The organism is Frigoribacterium sp. UYMn621 (assembly GCF_040549525.1).
Lineage (GTDB): Bacteria > Actinomycetota > Actinomycetes > Actinomycetales > Microbacteriaceae > Lacisediminihabitans.
Genome location: NZ_JBEPTM010000002.1, coordinates 182,786 through 209,296, shown reverse-complemented (window position 1 = coordinate 209,296; position 26,511 = coordinate 182,786). Strand labels below are relative to the sequence as shown.

Sequence of the window (26,511 nt, the reverse complement as noted above, 5' to 3'; positions counted from 1 at the left end):
GTAACACCAAGGAGGCATCGGAATGATCATCGGCATCGGTGTGGATGTCGTCGATCTCGCCCGTTTCGAGCGCGCCACCACCCGAACACCGGGGGTCCTCACCCGCTTGTTCGCCGAGAGCGAACAGTGGGACGGGGAGTCCAGGAGGTCGCTCAGCTCCATGGCCGCACGGTTCGCGGCGAAGGAGGCCGTCATCAAGGCGATCGGCGATTCCACCGGGGTGCGCTGGCACGACATGGCCGTCGTCTCGGATGGCCTTCGCAATCCCTCCATCGAGGTCTACAACTCTCTCGCCGACATCGTCGCGGCGCGGGGGATCTCCGCCATCCACCTGTCGATGAGCCACGATGCCGGGGTCGCGATCGCCTACGTGATCGCCGAGGGTTCGGGCGCGTCATGAGTCGGCCGCTTCGCGAGGCGCGCGTCGATCTCGACGCGGTGGCCCACAACATCCGCGTGCTGCGCGGAAGCATCGGGGACACGCGGCTCATGACGGTCGTCAAGTCGCGCGCCTACGGCCACGGCGCCGTGGCCGTCGCACGGGCGGCGGTCGCCGCAGGCACGGACTGGCTCGGTGTCGTGGATATCCCCGAGGCTCTCGAGTTGCGCGCGGCGGGCATCGATGCGCCGATCCTCGCCTGGTTGCACGGCCCCGAAGCCGGTTTCGACGACGCCATCGCCGCAGACATCGACCTCGGTGTGCACTACCTCCAGCAGCTCGACCGGGTGGCGGATGCCGCGGGCACGGCCTCCGTGCAGCTCAAGGTAGACACCGGCCTTGGTCGCAACGGCGCCGTGGAGTCCGACTGGCGGGCGCTGTTCGAGGCGGCCGCCGAGCACGAGCGCGCCGGGCGGGTGAGGGTGCGCGGGCTCTGGAGTCACCTCGCCAATGCCGGAGAGGGTGAGGATCTCGCCCAGGTCGCGGCCTTCGAGCGGGCGATCGCCGATGCGCTGTCGGCAGGGCTTACTCCCGAACTGCGCCATCTCGCCGCGACCGCCGGAGCGCTCAGGGTGCCCTCCGCGAGATTCGGCCTGGTGCGGGTGGGAATCGGCACCTACGGCCTTTCGCCCTTCGACGACGTGAGCTCCGCCGACCTCGGGCTCCGTCCCGCGCTCGAATTGAGCGCGAGCATCGTCTCCGTGAAGCGCGCGCCGGCGGGGACCGGCGTGTCCTACGGCTTCGACTACCGCACGCCCGTCGAGACGAGCCTTGCGCTCGTGCCCCTCGGGTACGGCGACGGCATCCCTCGCCAGGCATCGGGGCGCGGACCGGTGTCCATCAACGGTCGCCACTACCGGATCGCCGGCCGCGTCGCGATGGACCAGTTCGTGGTGGACGTGGGCGACGACGAGGTCGCGGTGGGCGACCGCGCGGTGCTGTTCGGGGATCCCGGGATCGGGGTGCCGTCCGTGGACGACTGGGCACGAGCCGCCGACACCATCAACTATGAGATCGTCACGCGCCTCGGCGGCCGGATCGAGTGGACCTATGCAGCTAGAGATTGATACCCCGCAACACATGGCCGAGCTCGGGGCCCGTCTCGCGCTCGAGCTGAAGGCCGGCGACCTGGTTGCGCTCAACGGCGAATTGGGGGCGGGGAAGACCACCTTCACCCGCGGTCTCGGCGAACAGCTCGGTGTGCGGGGATCGGTGACGAGTCCCACCTTCGTGCTCGCTCGCACGCATCGGCGGCTCGTCGAAGGCGCCCCCCTCGTGCACGTGGACGCCTACCGGCTCGGAAGCGCGGCCGAGCTCGATGATCTCGACATCGACTGGTCGGCGTCGATCGTGGTGGTCGAATGGGCGGCCGGGATGCTGGACGGCGTCGCCGAACACTGGATCGAGATCGACATCCGCCGGCCGACCGGCGCGGGTGCCGGGGTCGCGGACGGGGACGAACCGGTGGAGCCGCGGATCGTCACCATCACCGGCCACGGTGCGCGCTGGCGCGACCTTAGGCTGGACTGATGCTGCTCGCCATCGACACCTCCGCCGGCACGAGTGTCGCCGTGGTCGACCGGGACCGGGGCATCCTCTCGGAAGTCAACGAGTCCGACACCCGGCGCCATGCCGAAGTGATCGGCGAAGCGATCCTGTTCGCGATCGAGCGGTCCGGCATTGCGATCGACCAGCTCTCCGGAGTCACCGCCGGCATGGGACCCGGTCCGTTCACCGGCCTGCGGGTGGGGATCGCCGCCGCCCAGGCTTTCGCCTTCGGGGCGTCCCGTCCGCTCGTGCGGGTGGTGAGCCACGATGCGGTCGCCTGGGGTCACTTCGCGGCGGGCAATACGGGCCCGCTTCTCGTCGTCACGGACGCCCGTCGACGCGAGGTCTACTTCTCCGCATACTCCGGCGTCGATTCGGTGGGACTCCCGGTGCGCGCGCAGAGTCCGGGACTGTGCCGCCCCGACGAGCTGTCCCTGGCGGTGGAGGACTATGAGGACTACGAGCGGATCGATGCGGCCGAGGTCTCCGCGGCATCCGCCGGCCTGCTCGCCGAGGGCCTGTTCCTGCACAAGCGTGCCTTCGCCGGTGCTGAGGCGCTCTACCTGCGGGCGCCGGATGCCACGGTCTCGGCCGGTCCGAAGCGGGTGAGCTGAGTGAGCTGGCAACTGCGGGTCGCCACGACGGAAGACCTCGCCCGCATCATGGAGCTCGAGACCGGCACGTTCGGCACCGACGCCTGGTCGAGTGACGCGATGCTCAGCGATCTGCGCAATCCGCAGTGCTATTACCTCGTGGCCGACAGGCTGGGATTCCCGGGGGAGCTCGACGGTTACGCCGGGCTGTTCGCCCCCCGTGGGGCCCTCGAGGGGGACATCCAGACCATAGCGGTGGCAGAGACCGCGCGCCGGGGAGGGCTCGGTCGAGCGCTGATGAACGCGCTGATCGGCGAGGCACGCAAGCGCGGCGCGAAAGAAGTGTTCCTCGAGGTGCGCGCAGACAATCCCGGTCCCAAACGCCTCTACGACAGTCTCGGATTCGAGGAGATCGCGGTGCGGGTGGGCTACTACCAGCCGGATGGCGTGGATGCGATCGTGATGCGGCTCGACGTGCCAGAGCCCGTCACCCGACCGGCGGTAGGGCAGTGACCGGCGGCCCTCTCGTGCTGGGCATCGAGACGAGCTGTGATGAGACCGGGATCGGCATCGTCCGCGGCACGACCCTGCTCGCCAACGTGATCGCCTCCTCGATGGACGAGCACGCCCGCTACGGGGGAGTCGTGCCCGAGATCGCCGCCCGTGCCCACCTCGAGGCGCTCACTCCGGCCCTGACGGCGGCGCTCGCCGAGGCCCGAGTGACGCTCGCCGAGCTCGATGCCATCGCCGTTACCAGCGGACCGGGCCTCTCCGGTGCCCTCATGGTGGGTGTCGGGGCGGCAAAGGCGCTCGCCGTCGCCCTCGACAAGCCGCTCTACGCCATCAACCACCTCGTTGGGCATGTGGGTGCCGATGTTCTGAGAGACGACGGCACCGACATCGAACTTCCGACCATCGCCCTGCTGGTGTCGGGCGGTCACACGTCGTTGTTGCACGTGCGCGACCTGATCTCCGATGTCGAACTGCTCGGTGAGACGATCGACGATGCCGCCGGCGAGGCGTTCGACAAGGTGGCTCGTCTGCTCGGGCTGCCCTATCCCGGTGGCCCGCAGATCGACCGGGTTGCGGTGGGCGGTGACCCCAAGGCGATCCGTTTCCCGCGCGGGCTCAGTCAACCCAAAGACATGGCGAAGCATCGCTACGACTTCTCCTTCTCGGGGCTCAAGACCGCCGTGGCGCGCTGGGTCGAGCAGAAGCGTGACGCGGGCGAAGAGGTGCCGGTGGCGGATGTCGCGGCGAGCTTCCGAGAGGCGGTCACCGATGTGCTGCTCACGAAGGCGGTCGCGGCATGCCGGGACCTCGGCGTACCGCGGTTGCTGCTCGGCGGCGGAGTCGTCGCCAATGCCCGGGTGCGGGAGGTCGCGGCGGAGCGCTGCGCGGCTGCGGGAATCGAGCTGCGGATCCCCCCGCTGGCCCTCTGCACCGATAACGGAGCGATGATCGCGGCCATTGCGGCGAGGCTGATCGAGGCCGGCCACGGACCGTCCGCCCTGTCGTTCGGGGCCGACTCCACCCTGCCGGTCACGGTCATCCAAGCCTGACTCGAGCACCGGGGTCACCGGCGTGCTGTTTGACATGCCACCACTGCGGTGAAATGCTGTGAATCGCCTGACACCGACAACGTTCTCAAAGGAGCAACCATGACTGACCCCGACAACGGTGCCGTGCCGCCGGTACCGCCGCCAGCCTCGCCCGTGACTCCGCCCGTCGCGCCTCCGGTGATGCCGCCGGCTCCTCCGGCCGGGGACGGCTACACGACTGCCCCTCCCGCCTATGCCGCTACGGGTGTCGTCGGCCCCAAGAAGACCCTCAGCCTCATCGGAATGATCGCGGGAATCGTCGGCCTTCTCGGTTTCTGGGTCGTTTTCATCCCGATCGTCGGATCGGTGCTGCAGCTCTTCATCCCCGGCGCCGCGCTGGTGCTCGGAATCCTCGGTCGCAAACGCGAAGGTGTGCAGGCCAAGGGATTCTGGATGACCGCGATCATCACCGGAATCGCCGGCCTGGTCATTGCGATCATCGCCCTGATCGGCTGGATCGCCCTCTTCGCCATCGGCGGAGCCAACGGCGCGTTCAACTCGAACAACTACTAGTCGCCTCGGTTTCGACCGATGAGGGCCCGTCTCCTCCGGGAGACGGGCCCTTCGTCGCTTTCCCTCCCCGGTGCCGGCAGCCCGACGGCTCAGGAGCGGAAGGTGACTCGCTCGCACAGGAGTGCGGTGTGTCGACCCGCGACGCGGGTGAGCACCAGCGTCGCGGACCGCGGGCCGTGGAGCGAGAGCTTGCGCCGGAAAGCCGCGGGATCGACATCCACTCCGCGCTTCTTGATCTCGAGCGAACCGATGCCCCGTGCCGCCAGCTCCTTCTTCAGCCGACGTTCGTCGAGCGCAAAGGTCTCGACCACACGGAAGCACGCGGCAAAAGGCGTCTCGATGGCGGTGTCAGAGGTGAGGTAGGCGATGCCGTCGCTCAGCATCGTCGCCCCGATGCGCCGGCCCAGATCGCCGATCAGTCGGGAGCGGATGACCGCCCCGTCGGGCTCGTACAGGTAGCTGCCGAGCGTGCCGGTCTCGACATCCGTGCTGTCGCCGGTGGAGGCGAGCTCCGCGGTGCCGTGCTCCCCGATCACGAGCGCGGAGCGGCGGATGCCCGGGCGCGCGAGGCTGCCGAACCAGAGCCCGAGCTCGACCACGTCGCGATCAACGGACACCCACTGCGCCTCGGCCTCCGCCGGGATGAGGTCGCGGTCGATCCCGGGTCCGAGTTTGATTCCGGTGGGCAGTCGGTCGGCGATACCGAAGGCGAAATCGAGCGTCGGCGAATAGTCGGCCGGGTCCGAGAGGCGCGAGGTGTTCTGGTGGCCGGCGGTGCGTCGGGCGGGGTCGAGGTAGACCCCGTCGAAGCCCTCGAGATCGAAGGTGGTGACGTCGGCGTGCTCGACGGTGGCATTCGGCCAGAGCGCGAGGTTGTAGGCCGCGATCGCCGCGGTCACCTCGTCGAGTTCGACGGCGGTCACTTCGAGATCCAGCGAGGCGAGAGCGAGCGCGTCGCCCCCGATCCCGCTGCCCAGGTCGGCGATGCGCAGGAGTCCTGCGGCCTGGAACCGACCCGCATGAAGGGCGGCTACGCGCAGCCGGGTCGACTGCTCGAGCCCGGCCTCGGTGAAGAGCATCCGCCCGGCGAAGGGCCCGAACTTGGCCTTTGCCTTTGCGCGTAGCTTCGACTGGCTGAGCACCGCTGCGACGAGGCCGGGGGAGTGACCGGCGCGGCGGAGGTCGTTCACCGTCTTCAGCACATCCGAGTTCGACTGCCATTCTGGCAGCGAATCCAGGAGCCTCAGGCCGTCGCCGGAGAGCAGTTCGACGAGCTCTGAGGAATCCATCGACCCACCGTACCAAGCCGTGGATTGGCACTCACCTTGCAGGAGTGCTAACGCGCGGCTAAGCTACATCTGGCACTCTCCTCAGGAGGGTGCTAACCCTCCAGATTTCGAAGTACTTCCAAGAAAGAGGTCAACCGTGGCAGTCTCCATCAAGCCGCTCGAAGATCGCATTGTCATCAAGCAGGTCGAAGCCGAGCAGACCACTGCGTCCGGTCTCGTCATCCCGGACACCGCGAAGGAGAAGCCCCAGGAGGGCGAGGTCGTCGCTGTCGGACCGGGTCGCATCGACGACAACGGCAACCGCATCCCCCTCGACATCGCCGTCGGCGACAAGGTCATCTACTCCAAGTACGGTGGAACCGAGGTCAAGTACGGCGGGGAAGACCTGCTCGTGCTGTCGGCTCGCGACGTGCTCGCGGTCGTCACGCACTAGGACCACTTCTTCGTGGAGGGGCCCATTTCCGATCATCTCGGAAGTGGGCCCCTTCTCTTTTGTGCCGTAACATCCCCATGATGCCCAGCTCGCGATCCCCCGAACAGTCCACGGAACGATCCGGCGTGGCGATGGCCGTCGCTGCCTACGCGCTCTGGGGCATCCTGCCGCTCTACTTCCTGCTGCTCCAGCCCTCCGGCGCGTTCGAGATCGTCGCCCTGCGCATCCTCTTCTCCCTCGTGTTCTGCGCGATCATCATCACCGTCACGCGCAAATGGCCGGCGCTCGTCGCGATCCTTCGCCAGCCTCGCATCGTCTTCACGATGGGTCTCGCCGCGGTCTTCATCTTCGTCAACTGGCAGGTCTACGTCTTCGCGACGCTCGATGGCAAGGTGATCGAGGCATCCCTCGGCTACTTCATCAATCCCATCGTCACTGTTCTCCTCGGGGTGATCTTCCTGCGTGAGAAGCTGCGGATCGCGCAGTGGATCGCCGTGGGCACGAGCCTCGTTGCGGTCGTGGTGCTCGCATTCAACTACGGCGCATTGCCGTGGATCTCCCTCGTGCTCGCCTTCTCCTTCGGTCTGTACGGGCTCATCAAGAAGCGCGTGGGCCCAGCGGTGGATGCCGTGAGCGGCCTCACGCTCGAAACGGCCTGGCTCGCCCCGGTCGCGATCGTGCAGCTGGCGGTCGTCGGCACCAGCGCCGGCCTCACCTTCGGCACCGTGAGCCTCGCCCACACGGTTCTCCTGGTGAGCGCCGGGGTCGTCACCGCGGTTCCGCTCCTGCTCTTCGCGGCCGCCGCGCGACGACTGCCTCTCGTCTACCTGGGGCTCACCCAATACCTCGCGCCGGTGCTCCAGTTCGTGGTGGGAGCTTTCGTGCTGGGGGAGGACATGCCGCCGGCGCGCTGGATCGGATTCGCCCTCGTCTGGGTGGCGCTCACGATCCTCACCGTGGACATCTTCGTCGCGGCGCCTCGGGCCCGTCGCGCCTCGCTGCCGGCCCGGTGACCGAACTGTAGGGTTCGACATACCCGATCTACCCGAAGGACCATCATGTCGCGCTCCCGAACGCTTCCGGCTGCCCTCTCCGGAGTAGTACTCAGCCTCGCGCTCGTGTCCTGCTCTGTCGCACCCCCGACGCCCGTTCCTCCGGTGCCGTCGGCCTCATCGACGGCCGCACCTTCCGGCGACGGAGTTCTGCGCATCGGAACACTCTTCCCCAGCACCGGCACACAGTCCTACCTCGGCGGCGCACAGGCCGCGGGCGTCGCGGTTGCCGTCAAGGAGATCAACGATGCCGGTGGCGTGCTCGGCAAACCCGTGGAAGTGCTCGCACGAGACTCCGGCGACGTGTCCACTGCAACGATCGAGGCGTCGATCGCCGAGCTCGTGACCGCGAAGGCCGACGTGCTGATCGGGCCGTCGTCATCGGTGCTGGCCGAGAGAGTCATCCCGAAGCTCGTCGCGGCGAAGCTGCCGATGATCTCGCCGGCCGCCACCTCCGCGCGCCTCAGTTCGGTGGCATCCGGCGGCTATTTCTTTCGCACGATCGGCTCCGCCGCTCTCGAAGGGGGCGCTCTCGCCAAGACCATCGGTGGAGGAAAGGCACGCATCGCGATCGTCTACTTCGACGACGACATGGGGCGGGCGATACTCGGCACGATGCGAGCAGCGCTTGCGGCGACCGGAGGCCTGGTTGGCGTGCAGAAGATCGATGCGGCGACGAAGGACCTGGCTCCCATCATCGCCGCGGTGAATAGTTCGAAGCCGGACGACGTCGTCTTCGTGAGCCCCTTCAGCGCAATGGCGCAGAACACGGCACTGATCACCCAGCTCACGGCGGCGGGATTCGGCGGAGCGAAGCTGTGGCTGACGGGACAGAACACCGCGGACTATTCCCAGGCCGTACCGGTCGGCACCCTGGCAGGCGTCAACGGCATCCTGGAGGGGGCGCAGCCGACTCCCGCTTTCGCCGCGCGGGTAGCGGCCGTCGCACCGGCGGTCACCGATCTGCAGTACGCAGAGGAGTCCTATGACGCCACGATTATCGCCGCGCTCGCGGCGACGGTCGCCAACGATGCGAGTGGCGCGGCGATCGCGGCCCACCTGCGAGAGGTGTCAGCCGGGGGCATCGAGTGCACCACCTACGGCGAGTGCGTCGATGTGCTGAAGACCTCCACCGACATCGACTACGACGGGATCTCTGGCGCCACCACCTTCGACACGAACGGTGATACCAGCCCGGCAGCATTCGGGCTCTATCGCTACGACGCGGCCAATCGGTTCAGCCGAATCGGCACGGTGATCGCCGGGTGAAGCTGGGAGTGCAACTCGCTGGATCGACCCGTGCGGCAGGTCGTGGTGACCGAGGATGCCGTCGATTCGACGGACCTGCACGAAACTACAGTTTGATCACGTTTCGACCCAGAGCGATCTTTGCTTGCGATTCGTCTCCACGCTACCGATAACATTACCGCACTATCCCCGAAATGCCAGGCGCAATGTCGCGCTCCGGCAGCATGGAAGCATGGAAGGCAGAATCAATTACATGAAGCACTCACGAATCATGGTCGGCTTAGCAGTCGCCGCAAGCCTGGGAATGGCTTTGTCGGGCTGCGCAAATCAGGCCGCTCCCACCGGAGGTAGCACCGCCTCGACAGGGTCGAAGGTGAGCCTCCCCGCCGTGACATCCGTTCCCGTCCCCGCGAACGCGGTACTGCCCGCTGGCGACGGCAAGGCAAAGTGCGATCCTTCGACGACCCTCGCCTACATCGGCGCAGAGACCGGACCGAACGCGCAACTCGGAATCAACATCTTCAACGGTGTCCAGCTCGCGATCGACCAGCACAACAAGTCAAACGCGGACTGCCAGGTGAAGTTCACCAAGTTCGACACCGAGGGTTCGCCAGACAAGGCGACCGGCCCGGTCACCCAGGCGGTCAACACCCCAGCCATCGTCGGCGTGGTCGGACTCCCGTTCTCGGGCGAGTCCAAGGCCACCGGAAACATCTTCGAGCAGAAAGGCCTCGTGCACATCACGCCTTCTGCAACGGCGCCCTCGCTCACGACTAACGGATGGAAGACCTTCTTCCGCGGTCTCGGTAACGACAGCCAGCAAGGCCCGGCTGCCGCGAGCTTCGTTCTTGACAAGCTCAAGGCGAAGAAGGTCTACCTCGTTCAGGATGACTCGGAGTATGGAATAGGCCTCGGCGAAGCGACCAAAGCGGGCCTCGGCTCGAACATCGCCGGCACCGACAAGGTGACCACCGGCCAGAAGGACTTTTCGGCCGTCATCTCGAAGATCATCAACTCCAAGGCTGACGCGGTCTACTACGCGGGCTACTACGCCGAGGCCGCCCCTTTCGACCAGCAATTGGTCGCTAAGGGCTTCAAGGGCGACTTCGTCGGACCGGATGGAGTAAAGGATGACCAGTTCATCAAGCAGGCGGGCGATGCTTCTTCGAATGCGTACTTCACCTGCCCGTGTATCCCGGGTGAGCTAATCCCGGACTTCGCAACGGCTTACACCGCTGCGTTCAGCGCCGCGCCAGGCACCTACTCGATTGAGGGCTATGACGCCGCAACGGTGTTGCTGTCGGGCATCGATAAGGGCAAGACAACACGGGCTGACCTCTTGGCTTGGGTCACTTCGTACGATGCGGACGGTCTCAGCAAGCACTACAAGTGGAACGATAAGGGCGAGCTCGCAAAGCCCGCCGTCTACGGCTATAAGGTGGACGCAGGAAAGATCGTGTTCATCGGCCAAATCGGCTAGTTAGGAAGCAATGATTGATCGGGGCGGGGAGAAGTCTTCCCGCCCCGATCTCCATGTGATTATCCAACCACTACCCCGGTCCGCGACGATGCGGTCCCTGAGGACGTGCAATGCTCCCGATGCTCCTATCCGCCCTTCCGATGGACGACAGCTGGATCAGCTTCGATGTCCCGTCCCTGATCCAGAACTTTTGGAGTGCCACCTTCGATGGCCTCACCTTCGGGGCGATCTACGGACTCGTGGCACTTGGCTACACTCTCGTCTATGGCGTGCTCAACCTGATCAACTTCGCCCATTCCGAGGTCTTCATCCTCGGTGCCTACGGTGTGGTTTTCACCCTGACGTCCCTCGGCTTCGACGGATCAGTGCCGACGCTGTCGCCGATAGCCCTCATCGGTGACCTGTTGCTCGCGTTGGTGGTCGGAATGATCGCCTCAGCGGTAACCGCATATGGGCTCGAGCGTCTCGCGTATCGCCCGTTGCGCAAGCGCAATCCTCCTCGCCTCGTGTTCCTGATTACGGCGATCGGTGCATCCCTAGCCATTCAGTACACGATCTTTCTGGTTCGGGGCGGCAATCCCGAACCCGCTGTGACTATGTTCCAACCGCAGCCGATCTTCGATGTTTTCGGAACGATCGTGGATTCCCAGCAGATCACCATCGTTGTTGCGGCGGTGATACTCATGGTCTTCACCGACCAGTTCATCCGTCGCTCCAAAATCGGCCGTGGCATTCGCGCGGTGGCACAGGATCCGGATACTGCGACGCTGATGGGGGTCGATAAAGAGCGCATTATCGTGCTCACCTTCGTCATCGGAGGTCTTCTCGCCGGTGCCGCGGCCCTCTTCTACGTGATGAAGGTGCCGTCGGGCGTTCTCTACTCGGGGGGGTTCGTGCTCGGCATCAAGGCATTCGCCGCGGCGGTGCTCGGGGGTATTGGTAATGTTCGCGGAGCCCTGCTCGGCGGGCTGTTGATCGGGCTGATCGGCAACTACGGCCAGATCCTGCTCGGCAATTCGCAATGGACCGATGTCGTCGCGTTTATCGTGCTCGTACTCGTCCTCCTCGTTAAACCCACTGGCATACTCGGAACCTCACTGGCGAGGAGCAAGGCATGAGCACCACTGACGGACCCACCCTGATGCCCGATTCGGAATCCGCAAAGGATCGGGTCGATCGCTTCACCGCTGGAACGAAAAAGCCACGCCTGACGCAGGCATTCCGTGACAAATGGAATAACCTTCGTCGACCTCAGCAGTGGGCATTTCTGCTCATCGTGGTGGTCTTGGTTTACGCGTTGCCAATTCTCAACCCGCCGATCATCACCTCAGAGCCGGGAAATGACTGGCCGATCACGTGCTTCCAGATGGCGATCTACGCCCTCGTCGCCGTTGGCCTCAACGTGGTGGTCGGCTATGCCGGCCTTCTTGACCTCGGGTACGTCGCGTTTTTTGCGGTCGGTGCGTACACAGCTGCCATGCTGACCAGTCCCGACTCGCCGTTCCTGCACATCCCGTACCTCTGGACCGTTCCGGTCGCGATGGCAGTGACGATGTTCTTCGGTGTGATCCTCGGAATTCCCACACTTCGTCTGCGGGGGGATTATCTCGCGATCGTGACTCTGGGCTTCGGAGAGATCGTGCGCATCCTGGCAACCATCATCCCGGCGATGAAGGGTCAGGTCGGATTTCAAAACGTGGGGCGCCCACCCGGCACCCAGGCGGACGGAACGCCACTGTTTTCGAATTCAAACGGAACGCCGTGGTACTGGCTGACCGTCACTGTGATCATCATCGTATTGTTGCTCGCCGGAAACCTCGAGCGCAGCCGTGTTGGCCGCGCGTGGGTTGCGATTCGCGAGGATGAGGACGCGGCAGAGATCATGGGTGTGCCCGTGTTCAAGTACAAAGTGTGGGCATTCGCCATCGGCGCGGGCGTCGGTGGGCTGTCGGGCGCGCTCTATGCCGGCCAGATTGGTTTCATCAACAACCAGAAGTTCGATGTGGTGACCTCAATCCTCTTTCTCGCCGCGGTGGTGCTCGGTGGAGCGGGTAACAAGGTGGGGGCGATCATCGGTGGAGCGATCGTGGCCTACATACCACTGCGGTTTACTGCGATCGCGGAGTACAAGTACCTGATTTTTGGGCTCGCACTCGTGTTACTGATGATCTTCCGCGCTCAGGGGCTTCTGCCCGCCCGGCAGAAGCTGCTGGCCTACGGACGTACCACGTACACGCGTGTCAGTGCGTCTGCGCGGCCGAGACCGTCGGCACGCAACGGCACGCAGCCACCCGGTAGTCGGTCGTCTGCCGGGTCGGTTGACGCGTCGTCCAAGGGGGTGGCCGAATGAGCGTCGTGCAGCCGGGCGGCGGAAAAGGCACCGACTCCTCGATAGAGGAGAGGCACGTTTCCGCCGAAACGGCCGAGGGCGCCGCACCGCTGCGCGAGATGGGCGTCGAAGTCGGCGAGAACATCATGGAGGTCAAGAATCTCACCGTGAAGTTCGGTGGACTCACGGCGCTCGACGATGTGTCATTCGATATCCGAAGGGGCGAAATCCTCGGTCTCATCGGGCCTAATGGTGCGGGAAAAACGACCTGCTTCAACGCGATGACGGGAGTGTATAAGCCGACCAGCGGCAAGGTGCTTCTCGAAGGAGTGAGCATCGGAGGCCGGCGTCGGCATCGGATCACCCGCCTCGGACTGGCCCGCACCTTCCAGAACATCCGTCTGTTCGGTGAAATGACCGCGCTAGAAAATGTTGTGGTCGGCTTGGACGCCCGCCACAAGACGAGTGTTGTCGGAGCTCTTTTGCGATTGCCTCGGCACGTGCGCGAAGAAAAGTCTTCGATCGGTCGCGCGATGGCACTCCTTGAATTCGTCGGCATTGGTGAGGATGCGGCCGTGTTGTCCCGCAACCTTTCTTACGGGCACCAACGCCGTCTCGAGATCGCTCGGGCGCTGGCCACGGATCCGAAGGTTCTCTGCCTCGACGAACCGGCGGCTGGTTTCAACCCGGCCGAAAAGGAAGGTCTGATGGACCTCATCCGGGCCATCCGCGATGACGGTTACACGATTCTGCTGATTGAGCACGATATGAAGCTCGTGATGGGCGTGACAGATCGCATTGTTGTTCTGGAGTTCGGCAAGAAACTCGCCGACGGCTTGCCCGTCGAGATCCGCAACGACCCCCGCGTCGTGGCCGCTTACCTAGGGGAGCCAGAAGATGACGCTGCTTGAACTGAAGAATGTTAGCGTTAACTACGGACGCATCGAGGCGATCCACGACATGTCGTTCGCGGTCGAAGAAGGGGAGATCGTCAGTCTGATCGGCGCCAACGGAGCAGGCAAGTCCACCACGATGAAGACGATCTCGGGCCTCCTCAATCCTGCTGCGGGCACGATCGAGTTCGAGGGCGAAGACATCACCAAGATGAAAGCGCATATCCGGGTCATCCGCGGAATCTGCCAGGCACCGGAAGGCCGCGGAATCTTCCCTGGAATGACCGTGTTGGAGAACTTGGACATGGGTGCCTTCGGGCGCAAAGACCGTAGCAAAATGGCTGCGGATTTCGACCGCGTGTATTCGCTCTTCCCTCGGTTGGCAGAGAGAAAGTCCCAGCAGGGTGGCACGATGTCCGGAGGCGAGCAACAGATGCTCGCGATCGGTCGGGCACTGATGGCTGCTCCACGGTTGCTTCTGCTCGACGAACCGTCCATGGGGCTCGCGCCGCAGTTCATCAAACAGATCTTCAAGATCATCAAGGAGATCAACGAGCAGGGCACCACTATCCTGCTGGTGGAACAGAACGCCAATCAGGCTCTCGCACGAGCCGATCGTGCCTTCGTTTTGGAGACCGGCACGATTACCCATCGGGGAACCGGCCGGGAGTTGCTGGCTAATCCAGCCGTCAAAGAGGCCTATCTGGGCGTCGGGTAGCTGCACTACCGCCGTTCTCAGCGCGGTTAAGATTGAATACCGGAATCTATTGTCGTAGCCCGGGCAGTTTGATCAACGCTCGCACGAGAATGAGGATTTCATGGATCAGCCGGACCCTTTCGGTTTCGTTGGACTCACCTATGACGACGTTATGTTGCTTCCTGGGCACACCGATGTGATCCCGTCTGAAGCAGATACATCCTCGCGGTTGAGTCGCCGCATCCGGGTAGCGGCACCGTTGCTGTCGAGCGCTATGGACACCGTCACGGAGTCTCGGATGGCCATCGCGATTGCGCGCCAGGGAGGCTTCGGTGTACTGCACCGTAACCTCTCGGTCACCGACCAGGCCGAGCAGGTCGACCGGGTGAAGCGCAGCGAATCGGGCATGATCACGAACCCCGTCACCACCACGCCGGATTCGACGGTCGCGGAGGTGAATGTGCTCTGCGGCCAGTTCCGGATTTCCGGGCTCCCCGTGGTGGATGAGAGCGGCATCCTGGTCGGTATCATTTCGAATCGCGATATGAGGTTCGTCTCACCGTTCGAGAAGTCCACGACGCTCGTGCGTGACGTGATGACACGAATGCCGCTGATCACCGCACCGGAGGGGATCAATCCGGATGACGCGATCGCCATTTTCGCACAGCACAAGATCGAGAAGCTGCCGCTGGTCGACTCATCCGGCCGCCTTCGCGGTCTCATCACGGTGAAGGACTTCGACAAGTCTGAGCAATACCCTCAGGCGACGAAAGACGAGAACGGCCGGCTGCGGGTGGGGGCCGCCATCGGTTTCTTCGGTGACGCCTGGGAGCGGGCGATGCTTCTCATCGACGCGGGAGTGGACGCGCTCGTTGTCGACACGGCCAACGGAGACAGTGCGGGAGTGATCGACATCATCCGCCGCCTGAAGAGCGATCCAGTCGCCCGCAAGGTAGACGTCATCGGAGGCAATGTGGCGACTCGAGCGGGCGCGCAGGCGCTCGTGGATGCCGGCGTCGATGCCATCAAGGTGGGCGTCGGTCCGGGCTCGATCTGCACCACCCGCGTGGTGGCCGGCGTCGGGGTGCCGCAGGTGACCGCGGTCTACGAGGCCTCTCTCGCGGCGCGCGAGACCGGCATCCCGGTGATCGCCGATGGCGGTCTGCAGTATTCGGGTGACATCGCCAAGGCCCTCGTCGCCGGAGCCGACACCGTGATGCTCGGGTCGCTGCTCGCCGGCTGTGACGAGAGCCCGGGCGACCTGGTCTTCGTGAACGGCAAGCAGTACAAGAAGTACCGCGGCATGGGGTCGCTCGGCGCGCTGCAGAGCCGCGGGGAGAAGACCTCCTATTCGAAGGATCGCTACTTCCAGGCCGACGTCCCCTCCGACGACAAGCTCATCCCCGAGGGGATCGAGGGCCAGGTGCCCTACCGCGGACCGCTGTCGGCCGTGGCATACCAACTGCTCGGGGGCCTTCGCCAGTCGATGTTCTACACCGGCGCTCGCACCATCCCGGAGTTGAAGGCCAAGGGCAAGTTCGTGCGGATTACCGCAGCGGGGCTGAAAGAGTCGCACCCTCACGACATCCAGATGACGGTGGAAGCGCCGAACTACTCGCGGTAGCGGGTGCGGCGCGGGTGTCGCCGCGCGGGTGTCGCCGCGCTCCGCGGCCCTCGCCGCGCGCTCCGCGGCCCTCGCCGCCACTGCGGGCGTTTGCGGACATTCCGGGTCGGCGTGCCGGCCCGCGCTGTCCGCACTCACCCGCAGTTCGGGTGAGTCGCGTCATGGGGACCCCTCCTCCCCCGCAGCGGCGGCGCGATGAGTTCTCCCCTGTTGGCTAGACCGAGCGGCAGGCGCGGCCCCGTGCGGCATCGTTCTGCCCATGGAGAACATCGCCCCCATCCGCGACATCACGTACATCTCTGAGCTTCGCCAGTTCGACCTCGACGGTCGACCATTCCGGCGAGCGGCCCTGCGCGGGGATGCGGTTCGCATTCATCGGGGCGCCTACCTCCCCGCGACCGTATGGCGCAGTCTCGATCGCACCGAGCAGTATCGGCACCAGGTCGTCGCAGCGACGAGTGCCAGTCGCACACATCCGACGCTCAGCCATCGGTCGGCGGCGGTCGTCTGGGGCATACCGCTGATCGGTCCGCTCCCCAAGCTCGTCGACGTGCTCGCGAGTGAATCGTCGGGGAGCAGAACCGAAGGGTCGTTTCACCGCCATGCGACCCGCGATCTCGAGGGAGACATCGAGTTCCTCCACGGGGTCCCGGTGACCAGCTTGCGACGGACGATCATCGACCTGGCCCTTGTCCTGCCGTTTCCCGCAGCCGTGGTTGCGCTGGACTGGGCGATCCGCCCGGGCACTGACAATTCCCCGAAGCCGAGCATCACCATCGAGGATCTCTGGGATGCCGTCTCCGCACTGCAGATATCGCGAGGTCACCGCCGGGTCAGCCGAGCGATCCAGTTCGGTGACGGTCTCTCCGGTTCGCCGGGGGAGTCACTGAGCCGGGCGCTGATCCATGAGCTGGGATTTCCCGCGCCGGTGCTTCAGCAGCGATTCGACGACAGGCTGGGCCTCATCGGATACGCGGACTTCTGGTGGCCGAGGTTCCGCCTCATCGGAGAATTCGATGGGCTTCTCAGGTACACGAGGGGAGCGTTCGACTCCGGCCTGTCAGTGAGTGACATCGTGGTCGCCGAGAAGAAGCGCGAGGACCGGCTTCGGGCCCTTGGGCCCTCGGTGGCACGGTGGTTGTGGGCTGACACGATGGAGCCGCGATCCCTCTTCACCCTGCTTCGTGAAGCGGGGCTGCCGTCGGGGCGTATCCGTGCCTAGGTCCTCTGTGACCGTCATCGGGTGTCACGGCACTGTTCGCGTGGCACGTGTCGGGCGAATAGGGACACTCCGGGCCGGCGTTCCGGCCCGGAGTGTCCGCGAACGCCCGGGTTGGTAGCGCGGGGCGCGACGCCGCCCCGCGCGGCGCGGGCGCGACGCCGCACCGCGCGGCGCGGGGCACACCGCCGCCCCGCGTGGCGAACCCACCGGGCAAGGGATACCCCGGCCGCGCACCCCGGGTAGGGTTGAACCCGTGAGTGACGTAGAAATCGGCCGCGCCAAGCGCGCTCGCCGGGTGTATGCCTTCGATGACATCGCCATTGTGCCGAATCGGCGCACTCGGGACCCCCAGGATGTCTCGGTCAACTGGGGCATCGACGCCTACCAGTTCTCCATCCCGTTCCTTGCGGCGCCGATGGACTCGGTCGTCTCTCCCGCCACGGCGATTCTCATGGGCAAGCTCGGCGGCCTGGGGGTGCTCGACCTCGAGGGGCTCTGGACGCGCTACGAGGACCCGGAGCCGCTGTTCGCGGAGATCCGCGCCCTTCCTGCCGCCGACGCCATTCGACGCATGCAGGTGATCTACGCGGAGCCGATCAAGCCGGAGCTCGTGATCTCCCGCCTGGCCGAGATCCGCGCCGCCGGAGTGACCGTCGCCGCTGCCCTCTCACCCCAGCGCACCCAGGAGCTGTACAAGACGGTCGTCGAGGCCGGAGTGGACCTCTTCGTCATCCGCGGCACGACAGTGAGCGCCGAGCACGTCTCCCAGAACCAGGAGCCCCTCAACCTCAAGAAGTTCATCTACGAGCTGGATGTTCCGGTGATCGTCGGCGGCGCCTCCGGGTACACCCCCGCGCTTCACCTCATGCGCACGGGGGCCGCGGGAGTGCTTGTCGGCTTCGGCGGGGGAGCGGCATCGTCGACGCGCGCGAGCCTCGGCATCCACGCGCCCATGGCGACCGCGGTGGCGGATGTCGCCGGCGCACGTCGCGACTACATGGACGAGTCCGGCGGGCGTTACGTGCACGTGATCGCCGATGGCGGCCTCGGCACCTCCGGGGACATCGCCAAGGCGTTCTCCGTTGGAGCGGACGCCGTGATGCTCGGGTCGACGCTCGCGCGAGCCACCGAGGCACCGGGCGGCGGATGGCACTGGGGTGCGGAGGCGCACCACAGCGAGTTCCCGCGCGGCAACCGGGTCGAGGTCGGCCAGGTCGCGCCACTAGAACAGATTCTTTTCGGCCCATCCACAGTTGCGGATGGCACCGTGAACCTGGTCGGCGCGTTGCGCCGGTCGATGGCGACCACCGGGTACTCCGACCTCAAGGAATTCCAGCGGGTCGAAGTGGTGGTCGCGCCCTACCAGAAGTAGCACCGAACAACCAGCACGACTGACGGAGGCAGAGATGGCCAGGCTCAAGACGGTAACCCGCTCATCGAAACTGGGACCGGAGGAGCGCGCTGATGCGATCACTGCGCTCAAGGAGAAGGAACTCGACATCCTCGTCGTGGGTGGCGGGATCGTCGGAACGGGCAGCGCCCTCGACGCCGTGACCCGTGGCCTCAGCGTCGGCATGGTCGAAGCGCGTGACTGGGCCAGTGGCACGTCGAGCCGGTCGTCGAAGCTCGTGCACGGCGGCATCCGCTACCTCGAGCAGTTGGACTTCCGGCTCGTGCGTGAGGCTCTCATCGAGCGTGGCCTGCTGCTGCAGCGGCTCGCCCCTCATCTCGTGAAGCCGGTGCGCTTTCTCTACCCGCTCAAGAAGCGCGTCATCGAGCGTCTCTACATCGGCGCGGGCATGCTGCTCTACGACATCTTCAGCTACACCGGCGGTCGGCCGCCCGGTGTGCCGCATCACCGTCATCTCTCCAAGACCCAGGTGATGCGCTCGATTCCCAGCCTGTCCAACGATGCGCTCGTCGGTGGCATCACCTACTACGACGCCCAGGTGGATGACGCACGCTATGTCGCGAGCCTGGCCCGCACCGCATCGTTCTACGGCGCCCACGTCGCCAGCCGGGTGCGCGTAGAGGGCTTCATCAAGGTGGGCGAGCGAGTGGTCGGCGTCACCGCCCACGACCTCGAGACGGGCGAGAAGTTCGAGATCCGCGCCAAGCAGGTCGTCAATGCCACGGGGGTGTGGACGGATGACACCCAGTCGATGGTGGGCGAGCGCGGCCAGTTCAAGGTGCGGGCCTCCAAGGGCGTGCACCTCGTGGTGCCGCGGGACCGCTTCCAGTCGAGCATGGGCCTTCTGCTGCGCACCGAGAAGAGTGTGCTCTTCGTGATCCCGTGGGGTCGCCACTGGCTGATCGGTACGACCGATACCGACTGGCACCTCGACAAGTCCCACCCCGCTGCGACCGCGGCCGACATCGACTACATCCTCCAGCACGTGAATGACGTGCTCGCGGTGAAGCTCACCCGCGATGACGTGGAAGGCGTCTACGCCGGGCTGCGTCCGCTCCTCGCCGGGGAGTCGGACCAGACCTCCAAGCTCTCGCGCGAGCACATCGTCGCGCACAGCGTGCCCGGCCTCGTCGTCGTGGCCGGAGGCAAGTGGACCACCTACCGCATCATGGCGAAGGATGCGATCGACGCCGCCGCCGCCGCTCTCGACGCGAACGTGCCGAAGAGCGTCACCCAGGACATCGCACTGCTCGGCGCAGAGGGCTACCAGGCGGCGTGGAACAAGCGGGCGAAGATCGCCCGGGCGTTCGGCGTGCACAAGGTGCGCATCGAGCATCTGCTCAACCGCTACGGCGTGATGACGGACGAGCTGCTCGATCTCATCAGGGAGACACCGTCGCTCAACACCCCGCTGCCCGGCGCGGACGACTACATCGAAGCGGAGGTCGTCTACGCGGCCACCCACGAGGGGGCCCTTCATCTGGAGGACGTGCTCGCGCGCCGCACCCGCATCTCGATCGAGGCCTGGGACCGCGGTATCTCCGCCGCCCCGGTCGCGGCGAAGCTGATGGGCGATGTGCTCGGCTGGGACGCGGCGAGGGTGGAGCGGGAGACCAACAACTACCTCAAGCGCGTGCAGGCCGAGCGCGACAGCCAGCTCGAGCCCGACGACGAATCCGCCGATCGCGTGCGGCTCGAAGCCCCGGACATCGTTTCGAGCCGGTAGGCCCCGCCCGCACTCCCGGGGTCGCCCAGGGGTGCCCCGGTAGAATGGTGGCTGATTGTCCGGTCGGTGAAAGGGTCAGCACGATGGTCGATGTTCGACGGGTCAAACTCCCCGGAGTGGGCGTCCTCCACACCTTCGTGACCGCCGACGGCGGCAAGGCAGGCGTCATCACCCACCGTTCCGGTCACAGCGATCTGATCACCTTCGCCGACGAGGAAGACGGATCGGATGCCAGCAAGGTCTCCCTGCGCCTGAGCGAGGACGAGGCTCACACGCTCGCCGAACTGCTCGGCGGCACCCGCATCACCGAGGGCCTCGACAAGCTCGACCAGATCCCGGGTCTCTCCATCGACTGGTTCACGGTCGATTATGACGATCACATCGCGGGCCAGCAGCTCGGCAACCTCGCCTCCCACGGCGTCGTCGGACTCACCGTCGTCGCTGTCGTGCGCGGTGAATCGGCGAATCCAGCCCCGGCCGACGACTTCAAGGTCTTCCCCGGCGACACCCTCGTGGTCGCCGGCTCTCCGGAGAAGGTCAACAAGGCCTTCAACTTCTACCGCACGGGCGAGTTGACCCTTTCCACCCGGATGCCCGTCGACGCGCCGCCGGGTACCTAGTCGTGCACCTGGGTGAAGAGCTCGCGATTCTCGGGGCGCTCCTCCTCATCGCCTACGTGTTCGGCAGGCTGGGCAAGCTCATCGGCCTTCCCTCCATCCCGGTCTACATGCTCGTGGGACTGCTGGCGAGCCCGCACACCGGATGGTTCCCGCTCAACTTCGACTCGGGGCAGATCGAACTCATCGCGATCTTCGGGCTGATCCTGCTGCTGTTCAACCTCGGTCTCGAGTTCGATCAGGACGAGTTCTTCGGCAACGCCGGAAAGCTGATCGTCTCGGGCGGGTCCTACATCCTGGTGAATATGGCCGTCGGTCTCGCCTTCGGATTCTGGGTCGGCTGGGGCACCCGCGAGGCGCTCATCATCGCGGGTATCACCGCCACCTCCTCGAGCGCCATCGTCACCAAGCTCCTGATCGAGCTCAACCGCCTCCCCAACCGGGAGACACCGATGATCCTCGGCGTCACCGTGGTCGAAGACATCTTCATCGCCATCTACCTGGCCATCGTGGGAGTCGTCCTCAGCGGTGAGACGGCCATCTGGCCGGTCATCGGCAAGTTGGGCGTCTCATTCCTGTTCCTGGTCGTGATGTTCACGATCGCGCGCTGGGGCGGCAGGTGGGTCTCAAAACTCTTCCGCACCAAGGATGACGAGCTCTTCACCATCCTGTTCTTCGGGCTCGCTGTCGCCTTCGGTGGTATCGGCGAACTGCTCGGCGTCACGGATGCCATCGGTGCTTTCCTGATCGGGCTCGTGCTCGGCGCAACCAAGTACCGGGCGAAGATCGAGAACCTCTCGCTGCCGATGCGGGATGTCTTCGGAGCGTTCTTCTTCCTCAATTTCGGACTCACCCTCAACATCTCGCAATTTCCGACGGTGGTCGTTCCCGTTGCCGGAGCCGTGGTGATGACACTGGTGCTCAACGTGATCGCCGGGCAGTTCGTGGCCTGGGTCAACAAGCTCGGTCCCCAGGCGGGAATCAATGCGGCGGTGATCCTGCAGAATCGTGGCGAATTCGCGCTCATTCTCGCCACGCTCTCGATCAGTGCGGGACTCGACAGCCGGATCGTGCCGTTCGCGGGACTCTACGTGCTCGTGATGTCGATCATGGGACCGATCCTCGCGGCCAATTCGGTGAAGATCGGCGGGGTCGTGCTGCGCACGAAGAAGAAGAAATCTGCCGCAAAGCCGATTCCCATCATGGCGGAGGAGAATATCGCCTTGGTCGAGGCCGCGACCGTGGGGCTCGACGCCGGAGAGCCCGGGCACGCCGTCACCGCCGCCGACCGGCTGATCGAACAGGCGATGCAGCAGTCAGACGCGCAGGCCGAACGCACGAGAGATCCGGAATATTGACAGAATGACCGACACAGAAACGGTATGGAGCGTCGCCCGCCGACCGCGGTGGATCGGCGCCCTCGCTCTCGCGCTCGTCGTGGCCGCCGGATTCGCCGGACTCAGCCAGTGGCAGCTCGCGCGCGCGGTGGCGACCGGAACGGTGATCGAGCGAGACACCGAGACGGCAGTGCCGCTCGAGGATGTGGCCAAACCGCAGTCTCCCGTCACCGATCGGGCCAACGCGCAGCTGGTGACCGCATCCGGTCGCTGGAATGCAGGGGACTATTCGATCCTGAGCGATCGGCTGAACAAGGCGGTCCCCGGGTACTGGGTCGTCGGGCACTTCTCCGCCGGGCTCGACTCCGGTACCTCGGCCGGACTGGCCGTCGCGGTCGGCTGGTCCAGGGACCGCGCGGGTGCGGATTCTGCGCTGAAGGCTCTCGAAGAGCAGTCGAGCGTCGCTGTGGTGCCGATCGAGGGACGGTACATCCCCGCCGAGGGCCCGCAGGACAGCGACTTCGAGCACGGAAAGCTCTCCACGATGACGCCCGGTGCGTTCCTCAACACCTGGAAGGTACCGGATGTCGCGGGAGTCTACGGCGGCTACCTCACCGCGGCCGAGCCCGCCGCCGGTCTCACCAGGATCGATTCGCCGAAGCCTTCCTCGAATGTCGAGGTCAACCTGCTCAACGTCTTCTATGCGGTCGAATGGGTGGTCTTCGCCGGCTTCGCGATCTTCCTCTGGTACCGGCTCGTGCGCGACACGTGGGAGCGGGAGCGTGAGGAGGCCGCGGAGGCCGCAGCGGCCGAGGGAAGCGCGGCAGACGCTCACGCTGCCCACGTAAACTAGGCTCATGGCGCTTCGACCCCGACTGTCCGACATCCCGAAGATCCGCGGGGCGGTGAAGTGGTACCGGGTGTCTGCGTATGTCACCGGCACCCTGCTGCTGCTGCTCGTGCTCGAGATGGTGCTAAAGTACACGCCGATCCAGCGGGAGATCGAGCTCGGCGGCAGCCAGGGTGTCATCGCCCTGGTTCCGGATGGCACGGTTCGTGCGGTCAACCTGTCGACGGGCATCCTCATCGCCCACGGCTGGTTGTACGTGGTCTATCTCTTCGCCGACTTCCGACTGTGGAGCTTCATGCGCTGGCCATTCCTGCGCTTCATCCAGATCGCCCTCGGCGGGGTCGTGCCATTCCTCTCCTTCATCGTCGAGCACTTCATCACGCGTCGCGTGCGCCTCGAGCTCGCCGAGCTCGAACAGGCCGTCCCGGCTCCGGCCGCCCCCTCGGAGGTAACGAATCATTAGCACGGCACGCAGCGAGACTGACCACCAGAGAGTACTCGTCGTGGACTTCGGCGCCCAGTACGCCCAGTTGATCGCCCGCCGGGTGCGCGAGGCAAACGTCTACTCCGAGATCGTGCCGCACACGATCACGGCGGCCGAGGTCGCCGCCCTCAATCCCTCCGGGATCGTCCTGAGTGGCGGCCCGTCGAGCGTCTACGAGTCGGGATCGCCGAGCCTCGACCCGGGCATCCTCAAGCTCGGTATCCCGACCCTCGGCATCTGCTACGGCTTCCAGGTGATGGCGCAACAGCTCGGAGGAGAGGTCGCCAATACGGGTCTGCGCGAATACGGGTCGACCGCCGTGACCCTCGCGCCCGGCAACTCGACGCTGCTCGGCGACCAGCCGACAGAGCAGACCACCTGGATGAGCCACGGCGACTCGGTCTCGAAGGCGCCGGAGGGTTTCACCGTGCTCGCCTCGAGCGCATCCACCCCGGTCGCGGCCTTTGCGAGCGACGAGAAGCGGATGTACGGGGTGCAGTGGCATCCCGAGGTGAAGCACTCCGAGTTCGGCCAGCGGGTGCTCGAGAACTTCCTCCACGATGCCGCGGGGATCCCGGCGGACTGGAACAGCGGAAGCGTCATCGCCGAGCAGGTGGAGCGCATCCGCGCCCAAGTGGGGACTGCCCGGGTGATCTGCGGACTCTCCGGAGGCGTCGACTCGGCCGTCGCCGCGGCGATCGTTCACAAGGCCGTCGGCGACCAGCTCGTCTGCATCTTCGTTGACCACGGACTGCTGCGCCAGGATGAGCGCCGCCAGGTCGAGGAAGACTATGTCGCCTCCACCGGCGTGCGACTGGTCACTGTGGATGCCGTCGACCAGTTCCTCGACGCCCTCGCGGGGGTCAGCGACCCCGAGACCAAGCGCAAGATCATCGGTCGCGAATTCATCCGCTCCTTCGAGGCCGCGGCCGCCGATCTCGTCGCGGAAGCGGCGGGGGACGGCGCGTCGATCGACTTCCTCGTGCAGGGCACCCTCTATCCCGATGTCGTCGAATCGGGCGGCGGAACCGGCACCGCGAACATCAAGAGCCACCACAACGTCGGCGGACTGCCCGAAGACCTGCAGTTCTCCCTCGTCGAGCCGCTTCGCGCCCTGTTCAAGGACGAGGTGCGGGCCATCGGTCGTGAGCTCGGGCTTCCGGAGGTCATCGTCGGCCGCCAGCCCTTCCCCGGCCCCGGCCTCGGCATCCGTATCGTCGGCGAGGTCACGCGCGACCGCCTCGAGCTGCTGCGCAAGGCGGATGCGATTGCTCGCGCCGAGCTCACGGCGGCCGGCCTCGACCAGGAGATCTGGCAGTGCCCGGTCGTGCTGCTCGCCGACGTGCGCTCCGTCGGCGTGCAAGGGGATGGACGCACCTACGGGCATCCGATCGTGCTTCGCCCGGTCTCGTCGGAAGACGCGATGACCGCCGACTGGACCCGGCTGCCCTACGACGTGCTCGCGCGCATCTCCAACCGCATCACCAACGAGGTCGCCGGCGTCAACCGTGTGGTGCTCGACGTCACGTCGAAGCCCCCGGGCACGATCGAGTGGGAGTAGCGCTACTCCGTCGGGCTGATGGTGGTGCGGATCGCTTGCGCGATGTGCTCCAGCACCTCGATGGCATCGGCCGCGCCGTCCGGTCTCCAGCTTTCGTTGGCGTGTGCCACCGCTTCGAAGTAGCGGCGATATACCTCCGCGCGTGCATCCTGGCCGGTGGGTGACAGGCGCACGTAGAGGGAGCGGCGATCGTGCGGGTTCGGACGACGTAAGACCAGTTGGGCGGCCTCGAGCCGATCGACCATCGCGGTCATGGCGCCGGTGGTGAGGCCCAGTTCCAGCGCCAGTGCCTTGGGGGTGACCTCGCCGATTTCGCCCAGATGCATCAGCAAGTTGAACTCCGACGCGCTCACGTGAAGAGAGTCGGCGAAGACACCACGGATGCGGCGATGTTCGATGTCGAGATGGTGGAGGGCTCGCGCCAGAAGCCGCGTGGGGCTCGCTGGATCGCCGAGGAGGTGCGCATCATCCGACACGAGGGGCGCCTGCCGAGCAGCCAGTTCAGCGGATGTCACGGACTGTTCCTTCGTTCGGCGGTTTCTCTGCACTCAAGCCTAGGTTCAGCCGGGGCCGTGCGCACGGCCCGGCGACCCCCAGTAGTTGGGTGTCGTGAGTGGCGCGTCTCTGGCTCAGCCTGATGGAGGCGACGGTATCCGCCGTCGTGGGACTGACGTGCAGAACGCCGCGGCGAGCCGCGGCGGCCGGCTGGAGGTTATCGGCGCAACAGGGCGAGAAGGCGCAGGATCTCGAGGTAGAGCCAGACGACGGTGACCATGATGCCGAAGGCGGCGGTCCACCCGTAAATGCGCTGCGCTCCGCGCTGAACTCCGGTCTTGATGCTGTCGAAGTCGAGCACGAGCGAGTAGGCCGCCATGATGATCACGAGCGGGCCGAGGATGACGCCGAGTGGGATGCCTCCGAGGATCGGGATCTCCGCGCTGCGCAGGCCGAAGGCGTCGGAATTGACGCCGGTCGCGATGAGGATGAAGTTGATCAGCGAGAAGACGCCGTAGCCGATCATCGCGATCAGGAACACCTTGGTGGCACGCTTGGAGGCGCGGATCTTGCCACTGACGAACAGGGCCAGGGTCACGCCGACCACCACGAGGGTACCGAGAACGGCCTGGACGGCGATGCCCGGGAAGCGCGATTCGAAGAACACGGTGATTCCACCGACGAAGATCCCCTCGACGGCGGCATAGCTGAGCACCAGGGCGGGGGAGGGCTTCTTCTTGAAGATGTTGACGAGCGCGAGCACGAAGCCGACGATGGCGGCCGGAAGGGCGAGCACCGGGAAGAACCAGCCGACGGCGGCGCCGACCAGGAGGATCACGAACGAGACGACGATCTTGACCATCGTGTCTTCGTAGGTCATGCGGTCGGTGTCGCTGGGCGTCGCAGAAGGAACGCTGTAGAGATCGGTGAGCTGGGCCGCGGTCATGTTCTCGGTCTTCACCGACGCCGACGAGCTCTGCAGCTTCGCGACGACATCGCGGTTGGAGGAGAACGCGGGGGAGCGATTGAACGCCGGGTTGGAGGTAGCCATGGCGCCGAGTTTACCGAG

27 protein-coding genes are annotated in these 26,511 nt (G+C 65.6%); 24 read left to right on the top strand and 3 right to left on the bottom strand.

The genetic code is table 11. The annotated features are described in order from the left end of the window. Nucleotides 1-22: 22 nt before the first annotated feature. The 7 genes from ABIB54_RS05015 to ABIB54_RS04985 all read left to right on the top strand — a co-directional run bounded on the left by ABIB54_RS05015 (nucleotide 23) and on the right by ABIB54_RS04985 (nucleotide 4,694). The gene (locus tag ABIB54_RS05015; protein ID WP_354574432.1) at nucleotides 23-400 is read left to right on the top strand and encodes a holo-ACP synthase; all 378 of its coding nucleotides are present in this window, start codon (nucleotides 23-25) and stop codon (nucleotides 398-400) included. Then, nucleotides 397-1,506, top strand: a complete 1,110-nt coding sequence (gene alr, locus ABIB54_RS05010) for an alanine racemase (protein WP_354574431.1) — start codon at nucleotides 397-399, stop codon at nucleotides 1,504-1,506. The genes ABIB54_RS05015 and alr overlap by 4 nt, the downstream gene beginning before the upstream one ends. Then, entirely contained in the window at nucleotides 1,490-1,969 is a 480-nt protein-coding gene (tsaE, locus tag ABIB54_RS05005) for a tRNA (adenosine(37)-N6)-threonylcarbamoyltransferase complex ATPase subunit type 1 TsaE (RefSeq protein WP_354574430.1), read from the top strand. The genes alr and tsaE overlap by 17 nt, the downstream gene beginning before the upstream one ends. Continuing rightward, nucleotides 1,969-2,601: a tRNA (adenosine(37)-N6)-threonylcarbamoyltransferase complex dimerization subunit type 1 TsaB gene (gene tsaB, locus ABIB54_RS05000; protein ID WP_354574429.1), complete on the top strand. Its 633-nt coding sequence runs from the start codon at nucleotides 1,969-1,971 to the stop codon at nucleotides 2,599-2,601. The genes tsaE and tsaB overlap by 1 nt, the downstream gene beginning before the upstream one ends. Beyond that, nucleotides 2,602-3,093, top strand: a complete 492-nt coding sequence (gene rimI / locus ABIB54_RS04995) for a ribosomal protein S18-alanine N-acetyltransferase (RefSeq protein ID WP_354574428.1) — start codon at nucleotides 2,602-2,604, stop codon at nucleotides 3,091-3,093. Beyond that, complete coding sequence (gene tsaD / locus ABIB54_RS04990) at nucleotides 3,090-4,142, top strand: tRNA (adenosine(37)-N6)-threonylcarbamoyltransferase complex transferase subunit TsaD (RefSeq protein ID WP_354574427.1); 1,053 nt, start codon at nucleotides 3,090-3,092, stop codon at nucleotides 4,140-4,142. The genes rimI and tsaD overlap by 4 nt, the downstream gene beginning before the upstream one ends. A 99-nt stretch (nucleotides 4,143-4,241) precedes the next feature. Next, nucleotides 4,242-4,694 carry a hypothetical protein gene (locus tag ABIB54_RS04985; RefSeq protein ID WP_354574426.1) on the top strand — a complete coding sequence of 151 codons (453 nt, stop codon included), beginning with the start codon at nucleotides 4,242-4,244 and terminating at the stop codon, nucleotides 4,692-4,694. Between the two features lie 89 nt (nucleotides 4,695-4,783). Here ABIB54_RS04985 and ABIB54_RS04980 read toward each other — a convergent pair whose 3' ends face one another. Beyond that, the gene (locus ABIB54_RS04980) at nucleotides 4,784-5,983 is read right to left on the bottom strand and encodes a THUMP-like domain-containing protein (RefSeq protein WP_354574425.1); all 1,200 of its coding nucleotides are present in this window, start codon (nucleotides 5,981-5,983) and stop codon (nucleotides 4,784-4,786) included. Nucleotides 5,984-6,119: 136 nt separating this feature from the next. Here ABIB54_RS04980 and groES point away from each other — a divergent pair, with 136 nt between their 5' ends. The 17 genes from groES to guaA all read left to right on the top strand — a co-directional run bounded on the left by groES (nucleotide 6,120) and on the right by guaA (nucleotide 24,947). Continuing rightward, a complete protein-coding gene (gene groES / locus ABIB54_RS04975; protein WP_185201682.1) occupies nucleotides 6,120-6,416 on the top strand; it encodes a co-chaperone GroES in 297 nt (98 codons plus the stop codon). A gap of 77 nt (nucleotides 6,417-6,493) precedes the next feature. Beyond that, nucleotides 6,494-7,429 (top strand): EamA family transporter RarD, encoded by a 936-nt coding sequence (gene rarD / locus ABIB54_RS04970; protein ID WP_354574424.1) that lies wholly within the window; start codon nucleotides 6,494-6,496, stop codon nucleotides 7,427-7,429. Nucleotides 7,430-7,474: 45 nt separating this feature from the next. Then, nucleotides 7,475-8,737 carry an ABC transporter substrate-binding protein gene (locus ABIB54_RS04965; protein WP_354574423.1) on the top strand — a complete coding sequence of 421 codons (1,263 nt, stop codon included), beginning with the start codon at nucleotides 7,475-7,477 and terminating at the stop codon, nucleotides 8,735-8,737. A 232-nt stretch (nucleotides 8,738-8,969) separates the two neighbouring features. Then, nucleotides 8,970-10,196, top strand: coding sequence for a branched-chain amino acid ABC transporter substrate-binding protein (locus ABIB54_RS04960; protein WP_354574422.1), 1,227 nt, complete (start codon nucleotides 8,970-8,972; stop codon nucleotides 10,194-10,196). A 110-nt stretch (nucleotides 10,197-10,306) separates the two neighbouring features. After that, a complete protein-coding gene (locus ABIB54_RS04955; RefSeq protein WP_354574421.1) occupies nucleotides 10,307-11,314 on the top strand; it encodes a branched-chain amino acid ABC transporter permease in 1,008 nt (335 codons plus the stop codon). Continuing rightward, nucleotides 11,311-12,546 (top strand): branched-chain amino acid ABC transporter permease, encoded by a 1,236-nt coding sequence (locus tag ABIB54_RS04950; protein ID WP_354574420.1) that lies wholly within the window; start codon nucleotides 11,311-11,313, stop codon nucleotides 12,544-12,546. Before ABIB54_RS04955 ends, ABIB54_RS04950 begins: the two co-directional genes overlap by 4 nt. Nucleotides 12,547-12,644: 98 nt before the next feature. Continuing rightward, nucleotides 12,645-13,436, top strand: a complete 792-nt coding sequence (locus ABIB54_RS04945) for an ABC transporter ATP-binding protein (RefSeq protein WP_354574668.1) — start codon at nucleotides 12,645-12,647, stop codon at nucleotides 13,434-13,436. Further along, on the top strand, nucleotides 13,423-14,136 hold the full coding sequence (locus ABIB54_RS04940; RefSeq protein WP_502917065.1) for an ABC transporter ATP-binding protein: 714 nt from the start codon (nucleotides 13,423-13,425) through the stop codon (nucleotides 14,134-14,136). The genes ABIB54_RS04945 and ABIB54_RS04940 overlap by 14 nt, the downstream gene beginning before the upstream one ends. 100 nt (nucleotides 14,137-14,236) lie before the next feature. Beyond that, a complete protein-coding gene (guaB, locus tag ABIB54_RS04935; protein ID WP_354574419.1) occupies nucleotides 14,237-15,739 on the top strand; it encodes an IMP dehydrogenase in 1,503 nt (500 codons plus the stop codon). Nucleotides 15,740-15,998: 259 nt separating this feature from the next. Continuing rightward, entirely contained in the window at nucleotides 15,999-16,961 is a 963-nt protein-coding gene (locus ABIB54_RS04930; RefSeq protein WP_354574418.1) for a hypothetical protein, read from the top strand. A gap of 253 nt (nucleotides 16,962-17,214) precedes the next feature. After that, a complete protein-coding gene (locus ABIB54_RS04925) occupies nucleotides 17,215-18,333 on the top strand; it encodes a GuaB3 family IMP dehydrogenase-related protein (RefSeq protein WP_354574417.1) in 1,119 nt (372 codons plus the stop codon). 34 nt (nucleotides 18,334-18,367) lie between these two features. Beyond that, nucleotides 18,368-20,098, top strand: coding sequence for a glycerol-3-phosphate dehydrogenase/oxidase (locus ABIB54_RS04920; protein ID WP_354574416.1), 1,731 nt, complete (start codon nucleotides 18,368-18,370; stop codon nucleotides 20,096-20,098). A gap of 83 nt (nucleotides 20,099-20,181) precedes the next feature. After that, nucleotides 20,182-20,718, top strand: a complete 537-nt coding sequence (locus ABIB54_RS04915) for a cation:proton antiporter regulatory subunit (protein ID WP_354574415.1) — start codon at nucleotides 20,182-20,184, stop codon at nucleotides 20,716-20,718. Between the two features lie 2 nt (nucleotides 20,719-20,720). After that, on the top strand, nucleotides 20,721-22,073 hold the full coding sequence (locus tag ABIB54_RS04910) for a cation:proton antiporter (RefSeq protein ID WP_354574414.1): 1,353 nt from the start codon (nucleotides 20,721-20,723) through the stop codon (nucleotides 22,071-22,073). Nucleotides 22,074-22,077: 4 nt separating this feature from the next. Continuing rightward, on the top strand, nucleotides 22,078-22,905 hold the full coding sequence (locus ABIB54_RS04905; protein WP_354574413.1) for an SURF1 family cytochrome oxidase biogenesis protein: 828 nt from the start codon (nucleotides 22,078-22,080) through the stop codon (nucleotides 22,903-22,905). Between the two features lie 4 nt (nucleotides 22,906-22,909). After that, nucleotides 22,910-23,365 (top strand): DUF3817 domain-containing protein, encoded by a 456-nt coding sequence (locus ABIB54_RS04900; RefSeq protein ID WP_354574412.1) that lies wholly within the window; start codon nucleotides 22,910-22,912, stop codon nucleotides 23,363-23,365. Then, nucleotides 23,361-24,947 (top strand): glutamine-hydrolyzing GMP synthase, encoded by a 1,587-nt coding sequence (gene guaA, locus ABIB54_RS04895; RefSeq protein ID WP_354574666.1) that lies wholly within the window; start codon nucleotides 23,361-23,363, stop codon nucleotides 24,945-24,947. Before ABIB54_RS04900 ends, guaA begins: the two co-directional genes overlap by 5 nt. Nucleotides 24,948-24,949: 2 nt before the next feature. Here the strand turns inward: guaA and ABIB54_RS04890 are convergent, their stop codons facing one another. Next, complete coding sequence (locus ABIB54_RS04890; RefSeq protein ID WP_354574411.1) at nucleotides 24,950-25,462, bottom strand: MarR family winged helix-turn-helix transcriptional regulator; 513 nt, start codon at nucleotides 25,460-25,462, stop codon at nucleotides 24,950-24,952. A gap of 197 nt (nucleotides 25,463-25,659) precedes the next feature. Then, complete coding sequence (locus ABIB54_RS04885; protein WP_354574410.1) at nucleotides 25,660-26,493, bottom strand: Bax inhibitor-1/YccA family protein; 834 nt, start codon at nucleotides 26,491-26,493, stop codon at nucleotides 25,660-25,662. Nucleotides 26,494-26,511: the final 18 nt, after the last annotated feature.